Raw genomic sequence first — 18,153 nt, forward strand, 5'->3', positions numbered from 1 at the left:
CGGAATCTCTTGAGCTTGTTCCGAACCTTTGTTTATTTTTATTGTTCATGCCAGGCTGAGCCAAGCACGCGCAGCCAGTTTTTACGACAGATTTTTGCAAGATCATCCTCACCATAGCCAGCCTCGCGCAATGCTTCGACCAGTTTCTGATTGCCGCTTGCATCAGCAATTTCGCCGGGGATTTTAGCACCATCGAAATCAGAACCAAGTGCCACACAATCAATACCCATGCGATTGACCATATAGTCAATATGACGAACCATATCCGTCAGCGGTGTGTCGGCATTTTCGCGGGCGTCGGGACGCAACATGGCCACGGCGTAATTCAAGCCGACAAGCCCCTTGCTTTCGCGGATTGCATCAAACTGCTTGTCGGTAACATTGCGCGCGACAGGCGTCAGTGCGTGCACATTGGAATGGCTGGCAACCAGGGGTTGGTCGCTGAGACGTGCCACGTCCCAAAAACCCTTTTCAGTTATATGCGCGAGATCAATCAGAATGCCGAGGCGGTTGCATGCCTTGACCAATTCTTCGCCTGCCCCTGTCAGACCGGGACCCGTATCGGGGTCCATCGGATAGGCAAACGGGACGCCATGCGCGAATATGTTGTTCCGGCTCCAGACCGGACCCAGCGAACGTAAGCCAGCTGCATAAAACACATCAAGTGCCGTCAGATCAGCACCAATCGCCTCGCAGCCTTCCATGTGAAGAACTGCCGCAAATTGATCCTGATCGATGCATTCGTTGATTTCCGCTGTACTCCGGCAGAGTTTCCATCCGCCTGCCTGCTGCAACCGGAGGGCTATAGAAGCCATTTCCAACGCAATATCGAGCGATGGAGCGCGTTCAAGCGGCGCTGCAAGCGGTGTCGAATAATGGCCATTGGCATCCGGAGCCTTGAATGCCAAATCACCGGACGGAACGTAGATGGCGCAAAGCCCGCCAACCAGACCGCCTTTCAGTGCACGCTTCTTGTCTATATGGCCTAAACTTGTACCTTCGATGAATTCCTGAACCGGATCCGTTCCGCTTTTCGAATGTTTCCACAACCGGTAGAGCACGTCGTTGTGACCATCGAAGACTGGCTGCATTTCAATTTCCGTTCAGATTTATCAAAAGCCTTGCACCGGCGGATAATCATTTCGTCGAATATCCCAGCACCAATTCTGCCAAAAGATCACGCCCGCAATGAACATTCAAGGGAGTTGTTAGACAAAAGTATAAATAGAAGGCTGCCGGACAATTTGCCCACACATTGTGCACTTGCCCGACATGGCTAGGAGCGCAGCCAAGACGCAACAAGGCGATAATCTTTTGATTACCGCCTTGATATTGATCGCAATGTTTGGGGTGATAAGCGATGCTGTGTTTGTTAAACGTCCAGATTTGCTACGCTGAGCGCATTGTCCTGAATGAACTCACGGCGCGGCTCGACATCATCGCCCATCAGACGTGAGAACAGGCTGTCAGCGTCGGTCGCATCGTTCACCTTCACCTGCAGCAGCGAACGTGCGTTTGGATCAAGCGTGGTTTCCCAAAGCTGATCAGCATTCATTTCGCCCAGACCCTTATAGCGTTGCAGCGAAAGTCCCTTGCGGCCAGCGGCGAATACCGCTTCGAGCAATGAGATCGGGCCGGCAATCATATCGGTTTTTTCCTTGCGGCGCAGAACAGGCGGCTTGGAATAAATCTCATGCAGACGGGCGGAATAACGATCCAGCTGGCGCGCGTCAGCCGAGCCAATCAGCGCCATATCCAACGTTACGGTCTCTTTGACGCCGCGCAATGAGCGCTCAAAAATATAGCCGTCAATACCATCATCAGGCGCTGCAAGACGGCCGCTCCAGCCCTTTTCCGTTTCTTCGGCAATAAGGTCGAGACGCCCTGCAACTTCTGTCACCAGCGCTTGAGCGCGTGCCGTATCGGAAATGGCTTCGGGGTTCAGAGCACCGGCAATTGTTGCCTGCTCGACAACCGCCCGGTCATAGCGTGTATTCAGGCCCTGCAGCAGATGGCGAACAGCCATCGCATCATTAATCACCGCACGCAGATCGGAACCAGCGCGAACTTCGCCGCTGTCCAGCTCCATCGAAGCTTCTTCCAAACCGGATTCAATCAGGAATTCTTCGTAGGCGACTTCGTTCTTGAGATATTGCGAGGATTTGCCGCGCGAGACCTTATAGAGCGGCGGCTGTGCAATATAGATATGGCCACGCTCGATCAATTCCGGCATCTGGCGGAAGAAGAAGGTCAACAGCAATGTACGAATATGAGCACCATCGACGTCAGCGTCGGTCATGATGATGATCTTGTGGTAACGCAGCTTGTCCGGGTTAAACTCATCCTTGCCAATGCTCGTGCCCAGCGCCAGGATCAGCGTGCCGATCTGGTCGGATGAAAGCATCCGGTCGAGCTTCACGCGCTCCACATTCAAAATTTTACCACGAAGTGGCAAAATGGCCTGGTTTTGACGCGAGCGTCCGCCCTTGGCAGAACCACCGGCGCTATCCCCCTCGACGATGAAGATTTCCGACTTGGCCGGATCTTTTTCCTGACAATCGGCAAGTTTGCCCGGCAGTGAGCTGATGCTGAGCGAGTTCTTGCGGGTGATGTCGCGCGCCTTGCGCGCGGCTTCGCGGGCCGAGGCTGCCTGAATAACCTTGTCGACCAGCACCTTGCCTTCAGTCGGGTGCTCTTCAAGCCAGGTCGACAATGCCTCATTGACCAGACTTTCCACGACAGCACGCACTTCCGAAGAAACGAGCTTGTCCTTGGTCTGCGACGAGAATTTCGGGTCCGGCACTTTTACCGAAAGCACGGCTGTAAGGCCCTCGCGGCAATCATCGCCCGTCAGCGTTACCTTGGCTTTCTTGGCCTGACCGGTGCTTTCCGCATAGCCGGTCATCTGACGCGTCAGCGCGCCACGGAAACCGGCAAGATGCGTTCCGCCATCGCGCTGCGGAATATTGTTGGTAAAGCACAGGACATTCTCGTGATAGCTGTCATTCCACCACATGGCGACTTCAACAGTCGTATCATCCCGCTCGCCGCGAATATAAATCGGCTCGCCGACCAGCTCCTTCTTGGAGCGGTCGAGATATTTCACATAGGCAGTCAGTCCGCCCTCGTAAAACAGCTCCAGGTCGACCGGATCGGCATGGCGGCGGTCAGATAGAAGAATACGCACACCGGAATTCAGGAAGGCCAACTCGCGCAGGCGATGTTCCAATGTCTTGAAATCGAATTCAACCATGGTGAAGGTTTCGGTCGAAGGCAGGAACGATACTTCCGTTCCTGTGAGGCCTTCAGAATCGCCGGTCACAACCAGCGGACTATCCGCCACACCATGCGTGAAGCTCATCTCATGAATCTTGCCCTGACGGCGAATCTTCAACTTCAGCCAGACAGACAGCGCATTGACAACCGAAACACCAACGCCGTGCAAACCGCCGGAGACCTTGTAGGAGTTTTGGTCAAACTTACCGCCCGCATGCAACTGGGTCATAATGACTTCGGCAGCGGAAACGCCTTCCGAGTGCATGTCGGTGGGGATACCGCGGCCATTGTCGGTGACAGTGCAGGAACCATCGGGATTGAGCGTCACTGTAACGCGGGTCGCATGACCGGCAAGCGCCTCGTCAATAGCGTTGTCCACGACTTCGTAAACCATGTGGTGAAGGCCGGAACCGTCGTCCGTGTCACCGATATACATTCCGGGGCGCTTGCGAACTGCATCCAACCCCTTGAGAACCTTGATGGACTCCGCGCCATATTCCGGCGAGGTTTCGGTTGTCATCTCGGGTGTTTCACTCATGTAAATTCAATCTTTTCTAAAGGCAGGAACAGTGCATCTGTCCTTATAGCATATCTTGGGCGAATCATGCCCAACCTATGCTTAGATATAGTGATTTCTGTTGGTTTTTCCAATTCATGCCGCATGGCTGTCCACGGATGATCGTTAATCTGCGCCAGCACTATGGATAATCTGTGTCCTAGCGGGGTAATTTTGACATTCATGCTCCATCCGCCCGCAGGCTCCTATGCAAATGTCAAATGCGTAAACTCCACTAGAAATATATACTTACCTTTGGTTTTGTTGATTTTGAGCTTGGCTACTGGCGGGACCGAACGGACGGGTCGTGGAAACACGACCACCAGCGCTTTGAAAAAGGTTTCAAGCGCACTGGCGAGCAGCCTTGAATAACCGCTCGCTGTGCATTTGGAACCTTGCCGGGAACTGGCCCCGGCTCTTGGCATCATCGTCTGGCCGCAACCATTCCGGGCCGCCCAACTATTCGATAATCTGTATTTCCTTTGAGGCCGGCCTTTTTATGGGCGACTGCGCATCAAGGAAACCTTTGACCTCGCTATATCGGAGGCTGCCATCCTGATCATGGTCAATCAGTGCGAAATTATCGACAAAGTACCCCACTCCTGCCCTATTGGCAGATTCGATAGTCACCAGATGCGTCGAAGGATCCGCCGCGCGGTCAAAAAGCGCACGAATGCGCGCGTCGACCGCATTGAGCACCGTTTCAGGCGTGATTGGCATAGCGGTTCTTTCGACCGCGCTCTTGGCTGGAGGGTATATTCTCCCCGACATTGTTGCGCCAAATTCCGGGGGCTTTGTCAGCGTGATAACATCGTCAGCAGCCGATCCGGCAACCTGCAAAACAACCGAAGATATAATCGCCACGGTAAAGACCATTCCACGCTTCATGGGTTCCTCGCTTCCGGAAGAGCGGCATTGAACGCGGCAAGCTTCACCACTGCTGGCTGGTCATAAAAGGCATCGAGTTCAGCGAGCACCTTTTCATAGCCATCCGTCCTGCCCGGACCAATCCCATGCCCGCCAAGGTAGGTTTTTATCGGGATTCTGGAGGACAGATTTGCATTCTCTATATCCACCTCCGTCTTATGGAAGGGCGTATTGAGATCATAATAGCCGTGCTGAATAAGAACCTTCAGATTTGGATTTAGTGTTACGTCGAAAGTCAGATCGGGAATGGCACTTGCAAATCTGTCGCCTGTAACTGACAAATGCTGATCCGGCATATAGTTCCAATGAAGGATAATTTTGCCATTGCTGCCGAGATATCTTGATTTCGCTTTATAGTCGGCAAATCCTGCCAGATAGGATTTGATGTGATCGTAATTAACGTCAGTGCGATCAACGACTGGATCGACCGTGTCTTTCTCCAGAAAATATCGCCCATCATTCATCTGTAATGTCTCTTGAGGGCTGAACCTCTTTACAAACTCCCTGCTATCCATATTCGGATTTGCAATCCATGGATTGCTGTCCGCGCCTTCGCCCAGCTTGTACAGTTTCCCTATCCCTGTGATTTTATACAATCTATTGAGGAAAACTTCAGATTCTGGTTTTTGAAGATAGATGTTCCATTGCGACCGATCGGATATTTTCTGGTCAACGCTTTTAAACACACTTTTGTAGAGATTGTTGAACGTGACCGCGAAAAGCCTTGCGTCACCCAGAAAGGCTGGCAGATCAAAGTCTGGCTTTTCGACCGACTTGTCATGAAATGCCTTTACCATTGCATATGTTGGCAGAACGCCATGACAGGAAACGTAGCGAGAAGAACAATCGCTATTGATATCAAGAATTGGCGAATTCAGGATCAGACCACTTAAGACCTTCGCTGGTTTTTTGCTGGGATCAGGCAGATAACCACTTTCACCCTTTTCTATCAGCAACTGCGCGATGATCGGCACGCGAAATCCGCCATAGGAAACGCCGTAAATATATTTTGGCGAGCTCTGGCGATTATTGGCGTTGATGTAGCGTGTGATGAAGCTGCGCAAAACTTTTGCATCGCTGTCGACACCCCAAAAATCCTCGTTTTTATTTGGCCAGATAGCTTCAGAATAACCCGTGCCTACCGGATCGACAAAAACGAGGTCCGTTTTGTCCAGTATCGTATTGGGATTATCCTTCCAGAGCAGAGTTTTCGCTTTGTCCGAGGCATCGTCATCGTAACTCTTGGGGCCAAGGAAGCCCAGATCAAGAGCCGCTGATGCGCCACCCGGGCCGCCATTGAATACAAATGTAACCGGCCGGTTTTCTTTTGGCAGATCATCACGCGTATAGGCCGTGTAGAAAATAGCGGCATCTGCATCTCTATAGTTCAGACCCGTTCCAATAGGTATCGAGCCTGTCGAAATCAGATGACCAGCGCTTGCGGTAAATTGTACCGGTATCCCCTTCACGGTAATTTTTTGCGACTTGCTTGCCGGCTCCTCGCTAACGGACGAGCGTGAAATGCCATCCTCAGGTCCGTAAGAAAAGACAGCAGAGCCAGGTGTCGGCGCATCAATCTTGGGAACAACGGTTACCTGCGGTGTAAATGATGATGGCGCTTTTTCAGGCTCTGAATCTGAGCCACCACTACAGGCTGAGAGAAAAACTGCAAGCGTCAGCCCGCACAAGCGATAATGCATGATTAAAAACCTCACAGTATAAATATTTATGCAATAAGTTATTGATATTATTACGTAATACTTTGGTCGTATAATGCCGAAATTAAAATAAAATATTGCCCGAAACCGATCTCACTAGAGCTCAAAGGAGGCTTAAGGTCAAGAAAATTACTGCTGTTTCGGCCTTTCCATTTTCCCCTCTCTTCGTCCTGGCTGGGCGAAACTTGTGGACATGAGACGCAATCATACCCACATCGCAATTATGGAGGCGCAATGGATATTTTGAAAACCGCATTCACACCCCCGGCACCCGTTCCCCGTACCGGACCTGTCGGTACGCTGCAATTGATACGGACCATCTATCGCAATCCGCTGGAGCTGTGGGGTGAGCCCTCCTATAACGAACCTTGGGTATCCATTGATTGGTCTTTCGCCCATACGATCATTGCCAATGATCCCGGCCTCATTCGTCATGTCCTTGTCGACAATGCCAAGAACTACAAGATGGCGGCTGTACGCCAGCGTATCCTGCGTCCGATCCTGCGCGACGGGTTGCTGACGGCCGAGGGCGATACGTGGAAGCGCTCGCGCAAAGCCATGGCACCCGTGTTTACGCCGCGCCATATTAATGGTTTTGCGACAAGCATGCAGCGGGCAACGGAGAACTTCGCCGACCGTTACAATGGGCAAAGCGGCATTACGGATGTGTCGCGGGACATGACCATGCTGACCTATGATATTCTGGCCGAAACCCTGTTTTCAGGTGAAATTGCAGGCGATCCTGACCAGTTTTCGCATGAAGTCGATCGGCTTTTCGAGACCATGGGGCGGGTTGATCCATTTGATCTTCTGGGTGCGCCGGAATGGTTGCCGCGCTTTACCCAAATTCGCGGACGCCGTGCTCTCGCTTTCTTCCGGCAGATCGTGGCCAACACGATTGAGATGCGCAAAGCACGCATGGACAAGGAGGGCGACAGCGTTCCCAATGATTTCCTCACTCTCCTCCTGCGTGCAGAAGGGCCCGATGGCCTGTCACGCGCCGAGATCGAGGACAACATCATTACTTTCATCGGTGCTGGCCATGAAACGACCGCACGCGCGCTTGGCTGGACGCTTTATCTGCTGGCAAGAGCGCCATGGGAGCGCGAACTGATCGAACAGGAAATCGACGCCTTCATGGATCAGCGCGATATGCCGCCGCCGCATGAATGGCTGGATGCATTGCCCTTTACGCGCGCCGCGTTCGAGGAGGCCATGCGGCTCTACCCACCCGCACCATCAATCAACCGGGAGCCGATTGAAGATGATCAGTACCAGGACTTGAAACTGCCTGAAGGGTCAGCCGTTCTGGTCATGCCATGGACCGTGCATCGGCACCGTCTTTATTGGGATCAACCTGACGCGTTCATACCGTCGCGTTTTCACCCGGAAAACCGCGGTAAGATTGATCGCTTCCAATATCTGCCCTTCGGTGCCGGTCCGCGTGTGTGTATTGGTGCCAGTTTTGCCCTGCAGGAAGCCATCATTGCATTGGCCGTGCTGCTGCATCGTTATCGCTTTGATATGGCAAGCTCGGTAAAACCCTGGCCGGTGCAAAAGCTGACAACGCAGCCAAATGGAGGTCTGCCAATGAGTGTTATTGCAAGGCGTTGATGTATTGCGTGGTTCGACAGGCTCACCATGAGGAAGGTGAATGATTGCAGGGAGCCAGTATTTGCGATGTATCTGCAATATTGATGATTAGCGTTCAGCCCACCCACCCTCCTCATGGTGAGCCTGTCGAACCACGCAATACTTTGATGCATGCATTCGCTTGATTTCACAAGAAATTTAATGTACTTATATTTCTAGTGAAAGGACATGCAATGCGAACCAACGCACAACACAAAACTGAAACACCCAGCAAGACCACCGTTGTTTCCAAGGCATTGCTGCGCTCTGCCGAATTGCTCGGACTGACCGCGAAGGAGCTTTCCAATATTGTCGGCCTGTCGGAACCCAGTCTTTCGCGCTTGAAGCGCAGCCTTGATGGCTCGCCGCTCACCGGCAAGAGTTACGAGCTTGCCCTGCTCTTCATTCGTCTCTACCGGTCACTGGATGCCATTGTCGGCGGCGATGATGCTGTGGCGCGTCAGTGGATAAGAACCGATAACACCATGCTTGGCGGCAAACCGCTCAACCGTATCAAAACCATTGACGGTCTCACCCATGTCCTCGCCTATCTGGACGCCCGACGCGCTCCGATCTGAAGCCCACGGTCTGCATGGCGCCTGCTGGCGTCTGGTCGAAGCGCAGCACCGTGTTTCTACAATGAAGCTTGTCGACACGCTTGATGAGCAGGCTTTGCTTGAGGATGAGCTGGAGGCCACCAAGCCGCCACTGCCAGCCAATTGTGCGCATCTTGACTACCTGCTGGCCACACCTTTTCGCTATGGTCGATATCCCGGCAATTCAAGGTTCCGGCGCGAAGGGTATTCGCCCGGCGTGTTTTATGCCAGCGAGGCTGTTGAAACAGCCGTTGCTGAAACCGCCTTTTATCGACTGCTGTTTTTTGCCGAAAGCCCCGGTACTCCATGGCCGCACAATGCACTGGAGTTCACTGCCTTCGAGGCGCGCTATGCCACCACCAAAGCGCTCGATCTAATGGCGCCGCCTTTTCTGAAGCAGGCCGCGCAGTGGACTCACCTCAGCGACTATTCCGCCTGTCTCGACCTTTCTGATAAGGCGCAACAGGCAGATATTGAGTTGATCCGCTATCAATCGGTTCGCGACCCTGAAGGCGGTGCCAATCTAGCACTGCTTTCATGTGCCTGCTTCGCGCTGCCGCGACCAACCAAAATGACAACTTGGCGGCTGCATTTTTCAAGCTATGGCGTCAAGGCAATCTGCGACCAGCCAGATTTGCGTCTAGGCTTTGACCGGGAAACATTCGCTGCCGATCCGAGGATGGCCGCGGCCGGACGCGCCAATTAACCCAGCCTTTCCGCATGCCAGGCAATGTGGTCGGCCATGAAGGTCGAAATGAAGAAGTATGAATGGTCGTAGCCGTCACGCATGTTCAGCGTCAGCGGAATACCTGCCTTCTCACAAGCTTCCTCAAGCAGCCAGGGCCGCAGACCATCGTCCAGAAAACCATCGGCTTTGCCCTGATCGACCAGCAATTCCGGTAGGCGATATCCGTCTTCGATCAAGGCAACAGTGTCGTAGGCACGCCAAGCCGTTTCATCACTGCCGAGATATTTCTCGAATGCCGGGCGCGACCAGCCAGCAACCATCGGCCTGGCTATTGGGGCGAAAGCGGAAACGGATTTGAAGCGGCCGGGGTTTTTCAGCGCCAAAGTGATCGCGCCATGGCCACCCATGGAATGGCCGAATATACTCTGGCGCTGCATATCGATTGGAAAGTTTGCGGCGATCAGTGTAGGCAATTCTTCGGCAATATAAGTCGCCATGCGATAGTTTTCGGCATAGGGCGACTGCGTTGCGTCGAGATAGAAACCGGCGCCGCTCCCAAACTGCCAATTGTCCTTTTCGTCCGGGACATTCTCCCCGCGTGGGCTGGTATCGGGACAGATGATCGCAACGCCAAGCTCTGCGGCAGTGCGGCGATATTCTCCCTTGTCCATGACATTTTGATGCGTGCAGGTCAGGCCGGAAAGATACCACAAGACGGGCACAGGCCCTTCTTTTGCCTGCGGCGGCAAGAACACTGCAAATGTCATATCGCACAGGCACGCATCGCTGCGATGGCGATAAACACCCTGCGTTCCATCAAAGCTTTTTGCGACTGAAAGGGTTTCCATGATTGTCCTTATGACTATTCTTATTGGCCAAGCGAGACGGCAACATTGACCGCAGCGGCAACAAGCACCGTGTTGAAAAAGAACGATACAATCGCATGTAGCAGGTTAATCTTGCGCATTTGGGTACTGGTGATACCCGTATCGGAGGTTTGCGCCGTCATGCCGATGACATAGGAAAAATACAGGAACTCAATCCCGCCAGGTTCCTTGCCACCGGGAAAATCCAGCCCGCCAACATGTTTTCGTGTCTTTGTCTTTGCGCCTTCTGCACTCTCATCGGGCTGCCAGTAAAGATGCGCATAATGAATTGCCGTCATCATGTGGATAGTCAGCCAGCCGAGAGGCACCGCGGCCAATGCCAATGTGAGATCAAGGGGCTGCGGGTTCTGGCCTGAATTGATCAGGACAAAAAGCGAGCCCACGGCCACGACCACCGCGCCAAATGTGACCGTGAAAATGATCCATACGGGCTCGTCGGATTTGGCCGCATTGCGGCGCAGATAATCTGCCGTCAATTTTGGGATTCTGATCGTTGTAAAGCCCAAATAGACGAGAAAGAACGCATTGGCAGAGATAACATAGGCAATGCGTGGCACAAAGGCCAAGCCCAATCCCAAAGCTGCAAGCCCGATGAGGGCGGCAATGTAAAAAGGCTTATGCCGCTTGTTCATGGCCACTACTCGGATGTCACAACGGCTGGACGCTGCATATCAATATGGGGGATATTATCCTCCAGATATTCCTCCGACACGGACACGAAACCGAACGAGGCGTAAAAGCGTGACAAATGGCTTTGCGCCGAAAGCTTGATCGGACTTTCCGGATAGAGCCGTTCGCATTGCGCAATCGCCTCAACCATGATCCTGTCGCCCAGGCGTTGTCCGCGATGTTCCGGCGAAACCACAACGCGCCCGATCCGGGCCGCCGGATCGGTTTTGGCCGGTTTGCGGATACGCGCGCTTGCCACCAGATTCTTGCCGCTCAATATTCGCAGATGCAAGGCATCGGCGTCCTTGCCGTCCAGTTCCGGATAGGCGCATTTCTGCTCGACGACAAAGACATCGACGCGCAGTTTCAGCATGGCATAAAGATCGCGCGGCGACAGCTCGTCCAGCCCGCAAAGGACGACCTTATAGGCATTTGCTTCCATCAGAAGGTCACGACGCTGCGAATGGACTTGCCTTCGTGCATCAGGTCGAAAGCCGTATTGATTTCCGGCAAAGGCATGGTGTGGGTAATCAGGCTGTCAATATCGATCTTTCCCTCCATATACCAATCGACGATTTTCGGAACATCAGTACGTCCGCGTGCGCCGCCAAAAGCAGTGCCGCGCCAGTTACGACCCGTAACCAGCTGGAAAGGCCGCGTTGAGATTTCCTTACCTGCTTCTGCAACGCCGATCACGATACTGGTGCCCCAGCCGCGATGACAACATTCCAGTGCCTGCCGCATCACATTGGTATTTCCGGTTGCGTCGAATGAAAAGTCCGCGCCGCCGTCGGTCAGATCCTGAATGGCGGAAACCACCTTATCATTGCCAATCTCTGTCGGATTGATGAAATGGGTCATGCCGAATTGCTTTGCCATTGCCACTTTGCCGGGGTTGAGATCGACACCGATGATCTTGTCCGCGCCCACCATGCGAGCGCCCTGAATGACATTGAGGCCGATACCACCCAGACCGAATACAACGACATTCGCGCCGGGCCAGACTTTGCCCGTATAGATCACGGCACCAATGCCGGTAGTGACGCCACAGCCAATGTAGCAGATTTTGTCAAAAGGCGCGTCCTCGCGCACTTTTGCCAAGGCAATCTCTGGCAAAACAGTAAAGTTCGAGAAGGTCGAACAGCCCATATAGTGGAACACTTCACCGCCATCGCAGGAAAAGCGGCTTGTGCCGTCGGGCATGACACCCTGCCCTTGCGTGGCGCGGATGGAAGTACACAGGTTTGACCGTTGCGACAGGCAGGTTTTACACTGGCGGCATTCCGGCGTGTAGAGCGGAATCACGTGGTCGCCGACCTTCAGTGATGTGACACCGGCGCCAATTTCGCGCACGATCCCTGCACCCTCATGGCCGAGAATTGCCGGGAACTTGCCCTCGGAGTCCAACCCCGACAAAGTATAGGCATCCGTATGGCAGACACCGGTCGCCATGATCTCGACGAGAACTTCGCCGGGCTTGGGTCCGCCAATCTCGATTGTTTCGATGGTCAGTGGCTTGTTGGCTTCCCAAGCGACGGCAGCGCGCGATTTCATGAATGTGTCTCCCAATGCGTCTTCAGTGATTTGCTCACTATCAGGATCGCAGCCCGGATCGTCAATCAAATCGGCGACATTTCTCGTCATGAAACCGCTTTGTCGCAGATGATTGTTTTCCGCTTCAACATTAGAAATCAATGGACTTGGCTCGGGAAAAATTGTCAAAGGCGACGATAACAATTTGCGGATATGCCGTGACAGTTCTTCCAACCCTGCCCGTCACCGAAATCTTTCCCGCTCTTGATAGAGCGCTGGATGCAGGCAATTCTGCGGTGCTTGTCGCCCCGCCAGGTGCTGGTAAAACCACGCTCATTCCCCTGCACCTGCTTGATGCGCCATGGCGCGGCGAACGCACGATCATCCTGCTTGAACCCCGCCGTCTTGCAGCCCGCGCCGCAGCCAGCCGCATGGCAAGCCTGCTGGGCGAAGAGGTCGGCGCAACTGTCGGTTATCGTATGCGACTGGAAAACAAGGTTTCTGCCAGAACCCGCATCCTCGTTGTGACCGAAGGCGTCTTCGCCCGGATGATCCTCGATGATCCCGATCTGACAAACATTGCCGCAGTGCTTTTTGACGAGTTTCACGAACGCAGTCTGGATGCGGATTTCGGCCTTGCGCTGGCCCTTGATGTGCAGGCCGCCCTCCGTCCCGATCTCAAACTGCTGGTCATGTCGGCAACATTGGATGGTGCGCGCGTTGCCAAGCTGCTTGGCAACGTGCCGGTGCTTGAAAGCAAGGGGCGTTCTTTCCCCATCGACATACGCTATCGCGAACGCAGGCCGGACGAGCGTATCGAAGATGCCATGTCGCGGGCAATCCGTGATACGCTTGCCGATGAGACCGGCAGCATTCTTGCTTTTCTTCCCGGTCAGCGCGAAATCGAACGGACTGCCGAAGCGCTGCAAGGCCGTGTCCCTGCCGATACGATGATCGTGCCGCTCTATGGCGCGCTTGAAGGACGCGATCAGGATGCGGCAATCAAGCCGGCACCATTTGGCAAGCGCAAAGTCGTTCTCGCCACCTCTATTGCAGAAACATCAATCACTATTGACGGCGTTCGGGTCGTCATTGATAGCGGCCTTGCCCGCTTGCCAAAATTTGAACCCGCAACCGGCTTGACGCGGCTGGAAACTGTGCGCGCGGCACGGGCTGCCGTGGATCAGCGCGCGGGTCGTGCAGGACGCACGGAGCCGGGTATTGCAATACGCCTTTGGCGTGCCGAACAGACCGCCGCGCTTGAAGCCTTTGCTCCGCCTGAAATTCTGGAAGCAGACCTGACGGGTCTTGTGCTGGATTGCGCTGCATGGGGCGTTTCTGATCCATCCAGCCTTGGCTTTCTCGATGCTCCACCTGCCCCGGCGATCAAAGAAGCAAAGAGCCTTTTGGAAAATCTCGGCGCACTCGGCAAGGACCATCGTGTCACGCCAATGGGCAATGAAATGCGTGCGCTGGCTCTGCCTGCCCGCCTTGCCCATATGGTGCTGACCGCGCGCGAACGGGGGCAGGCATTACGGGCTGCCGAACTTGCAATCCTCCTTACCGAGCGTGGACTTGGCGGCAATGACATAGATCTCGATGTAAGGCTTTCCCGCTTCCAGCGTGAGCGCGGTGATCGCGCCACCCGTGCCCGTGGATTAGCAAAGCGTCTGGCAGGGTCTGGTCCCGTTGCGGCGGAAGCCGACAGCGTTGGGCGGCTGCTGATCGGCGCCTATCCTGATCGCATTGCCAAATCGCGTGGCAATGGCCAGTTCACTCTGGCCAATGGGCGCGGCGGCGAAGTTGATCCTAGCTCTGCACTTGCCAAATCTCCTTGGCTCGTCGTCGCTGATCTGTCCGGACGAGCCGGACGCGCGCGTATTCTTGCTGCTGCCGAGGTAAGTGAGGCGGAAATACGCGAGGCTATGGCGGATCGGATCGTCAGCGGTCGGCAAGTCACCTATGATGCCTCCCGCAATGCGCTTCAGGCCCGCGATGCAACGCGGATCGGTGCCATAGCCCTGTCAGAAAAGACCATGCCCGCCCCAACCGGTGAGGAAGCTGATCTTGGGGTGATTGCTGCTGTCAAAACCCATGGGCTTGATATTCTCCCATGGTCAAAGGAGGCGCTGACATTGCGCCGCCGCCTTGCCTGGCTGCATCAGGGTCTGGGGGCGCCTTGGCCCGCCATGGATGATGACACCTTGCTTGCCACGCTTGACGATTGGTTGAAACCCTTCCTCAAGGGTGGCGCGCAGCTTAACCAAATTCCCGCGCATGTACTGATCGAGGGATTGCGTTCTACCGTTCCCTACGATCTGCAACGCAAGATTGAAACTCTCGCGCCAACCCATTTCGAGGTACCGACCGGATCGCATATCCCGATCCGTTATGATGAGGGCGAGCCGGTTCTTGCCGTGCGAGTGCAGGAACTCTTCGGACTGGCAACCCACCCGGCCATCGCCAATGGCACCATACCGCTCTTGCTGGAACTTCTTTCGCCGGCGCACCGTCCGATCCAGATAACCCGCGATTTGCCCGGATTCTGGAAAGGCTCCTGGGCTGATGTTCGCAGCGATATGCGAGGTCGCTATCCCCGCCATGTCTGGCCGGAAGATCCTGCCAATGCAGCACCGACGGCCCGCGCCAAACCACGGGGAACGTGAGGTGGTTTCCAGCTAATTGCATCTCGACAGACAAGCCCCGTCGAACCACGCACTATATTCTCGCAACACGCAGCCTCCGTTACCCTCGCCGAACTCTCCAATTCCATTTTTGCCACATTTGATCTAAAGCACCTTCATGGTTCAGGATTTTGGCATACGCTCTTCATATTTGTCGCGCCGGTTACGGTTGACTACGCTCATTCGCCTGCGCTGGCTCGCAGTGGCAGGTCAAAGCATCGCGGTGTTGTTTGTCGCGCTCTACCTGAAATTCCCCTTCCCGGTCAGTGTATGTTTTGCGCTGATCGCCTGTTCGGCATGGCTCAATCTGCTCATGTCATTCCGCTATCCGATCAACCACCGGTTACAGCCACGCGCGGCCATTCCCGTGCTTGCTTTTGATATTTTGCAGGTTGCGGGCCTGCTCTACATGACCGGCGGCTTGCAAAATCCCTTTGCTGTTCTGATGATTGTTCCTGTCATCATATCGGCAACGTCTTTGCCCTCATGGTCGACCATTCTGCTTGGACTTCTCGTCACCATCTGCGCCACTGTCCTTGCCTATATTTACCTGCCGCTTCCCTGGTATCCGGGCGAAAGCATGCACCTGCCTTTCATACTCATTGCAGGCGTGTGGTGCTCGGTCGTTTCCGCTCTGGCCTTCACTGCGGTCTATGCCTATCGCGTGGCTGAGGAAGCACGCCTGCTGGCCGATGCGCTGACAGCAACAGAACTGATCCTCCAGCGCGAACAGCATCTGTCCGCGCTGGATGGCCTTGCCGCCGCAGCCGCCCATGAACTTGGTACACCGCTTGCCACCATCGCCCTTGTTGCCAAGGAGATGGAGCGCAGCCTGAAGCAGGATGACCGTTTTGCTGAAGATATCGAGCTTTTGCGTTCGCAGACCCAACGTTGCCGCGAGATTCTGAAACGTCTCACCAGCCTTTCATCCACCAGCGAAGAGCATATGTCCCGGTTGAAGATTTCCTCGCTTATCGAGGAAGTCATTGAACCGAACAGGAACTTTGGGATCGGCATTGAAGTCACCAAATTGCGCGGCGAAGGCATCGAACCATTTATCCGCCGCAACCCCGGCATCATTTACGGCCTGGGTAATCTGGTCGAGAATGCCGTCGATTTCGCCAAGCATACGATTAGGGTCAGTTGGGGCTGGAACGACAAAACCGTCGAGATCATCGTCAGCGATGATGGCAAGGGTTTTGCTCCCGAAATTCTGGACCGTATCGGTGAGCCCTACACGACGGGCCGCGACCGCGAAGTGAATGAACATGGTGGCGGTCTTGGCCTTGGTCTGTTTATTGCAAAAACGCTTCTGGAGCGTTCCGGTGCCACAATAACATTCCGCAACCGCAATGATCCGGGACAGGGCGCGGAGGTCGTCGTGATCTGGCCAATCAGCGAATTGACGACCAGCGGCTAGTTCGCCTGTTAAACAAAACTTGCTCTAGCCTTTGACTTTTTCTTCATTGCGAACCATTACATCACTAACTATTACAAAATGAGCAGGAAACCCTGATGGATAATACGGATCAGGACGATATTGCCGCCATTGGCAACGATCCGACACTTCTTCTTGTTGATGACGACAAGCCGTTCTTGCAGCGTCTGGCGCGCGCCATGGAAACACGCGGCTTCACCGTGGCGATTGCCGATTCGGTGGAGGCGGGGCTTGCCAGCGTCAAAAGCCATGCCCCGGCCTATGCGGTTGTCGATATGCGCCTTGGCGATGGCAATGGTCTCGATATTATCGAAGCCATTCGTGCTCGCCGCGAAGATACGCGCGCGGTGATTCTCACCGGCTACGGCAATATTGCGACAGCGGTTAACGCCGTAAAGCTCGGCGCAATCGATTATCTTTCAAAACCGGCTGATGCGGACGAGGTGTTCGCAGCCCTGACCCGCCGTTCCGGTGAAAAGGTGGCGCCGCCTGAAAATCCGATGTCGGCCGATCGCGTGCGCTGGGAACATATTCAGCGCGTTTATGAAATGTGCGACCGGAATGTTTCTGAAACAGCACGCCGGCTTAACATGCACAGACGCACCTTGCAGCGTATTTTGGCCAAGCGCGCCCCGCGCTAGATTGCCAGACGCTTTACGGGCGATCTATTACTACCCTTTTCTTGTATAGCTCCGTCTACCGCCAGAGATGCCCCCTTATTGACCAGAACGGGAGATTGCAGCGAAGGAACGATTACCACCCCATCATCGCCGAGCAGCTCCTGTCCAGCTAGATCGGACTTGTTGTCCGAGACCATCAGCGTGCCTTCTATAATGCGTGTTTCACCTGAATAGGTATTCACGCCTTCAAGTACCAGCATCCCCGAGCCAGTTTTTGTCAATCCGGCATCAAGGTTTAAAAGCTCGGCATATATGGCCTCGAGCGCAGCGATTTTCTCCGCAATAATTTTATCAGGATGATCAAAACTGGTTTCGGCTTGCTTGGTTTTCAAAGCAGCAAGCTCCGCTGCAATTTGTGCTTTGCGCTGCTCAAGCAAGGCATTTGATATATTATTTTTCCAGGTAATTTCAGTCTCGTCTCCGCTCACATTCGCGGTGAAACGCCGTAAAAATTGAATGGGGCCGCGCTTTTCCTCGTTGACATCGATCATGGCAGAGCGATCTGTGGCCCGGCTTTTAGCAGCGGCTACTTTCAAAATGTCGAGAAGCTCCCGTTCGCCGAGATAGGGATGATATTTCCGCAACCTCTCCAACGATTTGTTGTCGCTGGGAAAGGATATGATTTCATGACCCTCGATATCAAAGGCGAAAGGATCGCCTCCAGTCTGCGCGCTTTTATCAGGACCGGCGTCTGCCTTGACCGCACTCTCGGCATAGCTTGGATAGCTTGTTGCCAAAAGGATGAGCGTCGAAACGACTCTATATTTCAAACGATTACGAAAATCTGCAATGGAATAGGTTTTTGCGCCAAAATTGGCCCAGCTCAAAGAATAAGCCATAAAGAAACTCCGATACACAATACAAAAATC

The 18,153-nt window shown here is 54.1% G+C and carries 16 protein-coding genes; 6 read left to right on the forward strand and 10 right to left on the reverse strand.

Annotated elements, in window-relative coordinates; genetic code table 11:
- Window positions 1–38 precede the first annotated feature (38 nt).
- The 5 genes from V9K92_RS10835 to V9K92_RS10855 form a co-directional block, all read right to left on the reverse strand.
- Entirely contained in the window at window positions 39–1,091 is a 1,053-nt protein-coding gene (locus V9K92_RS10835; protein WP_307282232.1) for a dipeptidase, read from the reverse strand.
- A gap of 281 nt (window positions 1,092–1,372) precedes the next feature.
- Window positions 1,373–3,814: a DNA topoisomerase (ATP-hydrolyzing) subunit B gene (gyrB, locus tag V9K92_RS10840; RefSeq protein WP_337353984.1), complete on the reverse strand. Its 2,442-nt coding sequence runs from the start codon at window positions 3,812–3,814 to the stop codon at window positions 1,373–1,375.
- Entirely contained in the window at window positions 3,811–4,017 is a 207-nt protein-coding gene (locus V9K92_RS10845; RefSeq protein WP_336440725.1) for a hypothetical protein, read from the reverse strand. Before V9K92_RS10845 ends, gyrB begins: the two co-directional genes overlap by 4 nt.
- Window positions 4,018–4,291: 274 nt before the next feature.
- Window positions 4,292–4,720 carry a hypothetical protein gene (locus V9K92_RS10850; protein WP_337353985.1) on the reverse strand — a complete coding sequence of 143 codons (429 nt, stop codon included), beginning with the start codon at window positions 4,718–4,720 and terminating at the stop codon, window positions 4,292–4,294.
- Window positions 4,717–6,459, reverse strand: a complete 1,743-nt coding sequence (locus tag V9K92_RS10855; protein WP_337353986.1) for a S10 family serine carboxypeptidase-like protein — start codon at window positions 6,457–6,459, stop codon at window positions 4,717–4,719. Before V9K92_RS10855 ends, V9K92_RS10850 begins: the two co-directional genes overlap by 4 nt.
- 252 nt (window positions 6,460–6,711) lie before the next feature.
- Between V9K92_RS10855 and V9K92_RS10860 the strand changes: the two genes are divergently transcribed.
- The 3 genes from V9K92_RS10860 (at window position 6,712) to V9K92_RS10870 (ending at window position 9,411) form a co-directional block, all read left to right on the forward strand.
- Entirely contained in the window at window positions 6,712–8,091 is a 1,380-nt protein-coding gene (locus V9K92_RS10860) for a cytochrome P450 (protein WP_337353987.1), read from the forward strand.
- Window positions 8,092–8,303: 212 nt separating this feature from the next.
- Complete coding sequence (locus tag V9K92_RS10865; RefSeq protein ID WP_115051504.1) at window positions 8,304–8,687, forward strand: MbcA/ParS/Xre antitoxin family protein; 384 nt, start codon at window positions 8,304–8,306, stop codon at window positions 8,685–8,687.
- Window positions 8,647–9,411, forward strand: coding sequence for an RES family NAD+ phosphorylase (locus V9K92_RS10870; protein WP_337353988.1), 765 nt, complete (start codon window positions 8,647–8,649; stop codon window positions 9,409–9,411). Before V9K92_RS10865 ends, V9K92_RS10870 begins: the two co-directional genes overlap by 41 nt.
- Here the strand turns inward: V9K92_RS10870 and fghA are convergent.
- From fghA to V9K92_RS10890, 4 genes are read right to left on the reverse strand one after another with little or no spacing between them, the layout of a single operon-like run.
- Entirely contained in the window at window positions 9,408–10,241 is an 834-nt protein-coding gene (fghA, locus tag V9K92_RS10875) for an S-formylglutathione hydrolase (protein WP_307282224.1), read from the reverse strand. The genes V9K92_RS10870 and fghA overlap by 4 nt on opposite strands.
- 20 nt (window positions 10,242–10,261) lie before the next feature.
- Window positions 10,262–10,918: a DUF1345 domain-containing protein gene (locus V9K92_RS10880; protein WP_336440729.1), complete on the reverse strand. Its 657-nt coding sequence runs from the start codon at window positions 10,916–10,918 to the stop codon at window positions 10,262–10,264.
- A complete protein-coding gene (locus V9K92_RS10885; RefSeq protein ID WP_115051508.1) occupies window positions 10,918–11,391 on the reverse strand; it encodes a GNAT family N-acetyltransferase in 474 nt (157 codons plus the stop codon). The genes V9K92_RS10880 and V9K92_RS10885 overlap by 1 nt, the downstream gene beginning before the upstream one ends.
- Window positions 11,391–12,503: an S-(hydroxymethyl)glutathione dehydrogenase/class III alcohol dehydrogenase gene (locus V9K92_RS10890; RefSeq protein WP_115051628.1), complete on the reverse strand. Its 1,113-nt coding sequence runs from the start codon at window positions 12,501–12,503 to the stop codon at window positions 11,391–11,393. Before V9K92_RS10890 ends, V9K92_RS10885 begins: the two co-directional genes overlap by 1 nt.
- Before the next feature lie 197 nt (window positions 12,504–12,700).
- Between V9K92_RS10890 and hrpB the strand changes: the two genes are divergently transcribed.
- The 3 genes from hrpB to V9K92_RS10905 all read left to right on the forward strand — a co-directional run bounded on the left by hrpB (window position 12,701) and on the right by V9K92_RS10905 (window position 17,245).
- Window positions 12,701–15,148, forward strand: coding sequence for an ATP-dependent helicase HrpB (hrpB, locus tag V9K92_RS10895; RefSeq protein ID WP_337353989.1), 2,448 nt, complete (start codon window positions 12,701–12,703; stop codon window positions 15,146–15,148).
- Between the two features lie 136 nt (window positions 15,149–15,284).
- Window positions 15,285–16,586 carry an ActS/PrrB/RegB family redox-sensitive histidine kinase gene (locus tag V9K92_RS10900; RefSeq protein WP_115051509.1) on the forward strand — a complete coding sequence of 434 codons (1,302 nt, stop codon included), beginning with the start codon at window positions 15,285–15,287 and terminating at the stop codon, window positions 16,584–16,586.
- Between the two features lie 95 nt (window positions 16,587–16,681).
- Window positions 16,682–17,245 carry an ActR/PrrA/RegA family redox response regulator transcription factor gene (locus V9K92_RS10905; protein WP_115051510.1) on the forward strand — a complete coding sequence of 188 codons (564 nt, stop codon included), beginning with the start codon at window positions 16,682–16,684 and terminating at the stop codon, window positions 17,243–17,245.
- Here V9K92_RS10905 and V9K92_RS10910 read toward each other — a convergent pair.
- Entirely contained in the window at window positions 17,242–18,123 is an 882-nt protein-coding gene (locus V9K92_RS10910; RefSeq protein ID WP_337353990.1) for an autotransporter-associated beta strand repeat-containing protein, read from the reverse strand. The genes V9K92_RS10905 and V9K92_RS10910 overlap by 4 nt on opposite strands.
- Window positions 18,124–18,153 lie beyond the last annotated feature (30 nt).

Origin of the sequence: Phyllobacterium sp. CCNWLW109 (assembly GCF_037203905.1) — a bacterium.
Taxonomy (GTDB): Bacteria; Pseudomonadota; Alphaproteobacteria; order Rhizobiales; family Rhizobiaceae; genus Phyllobacterium; species Phyllobacterium ifriqiyense.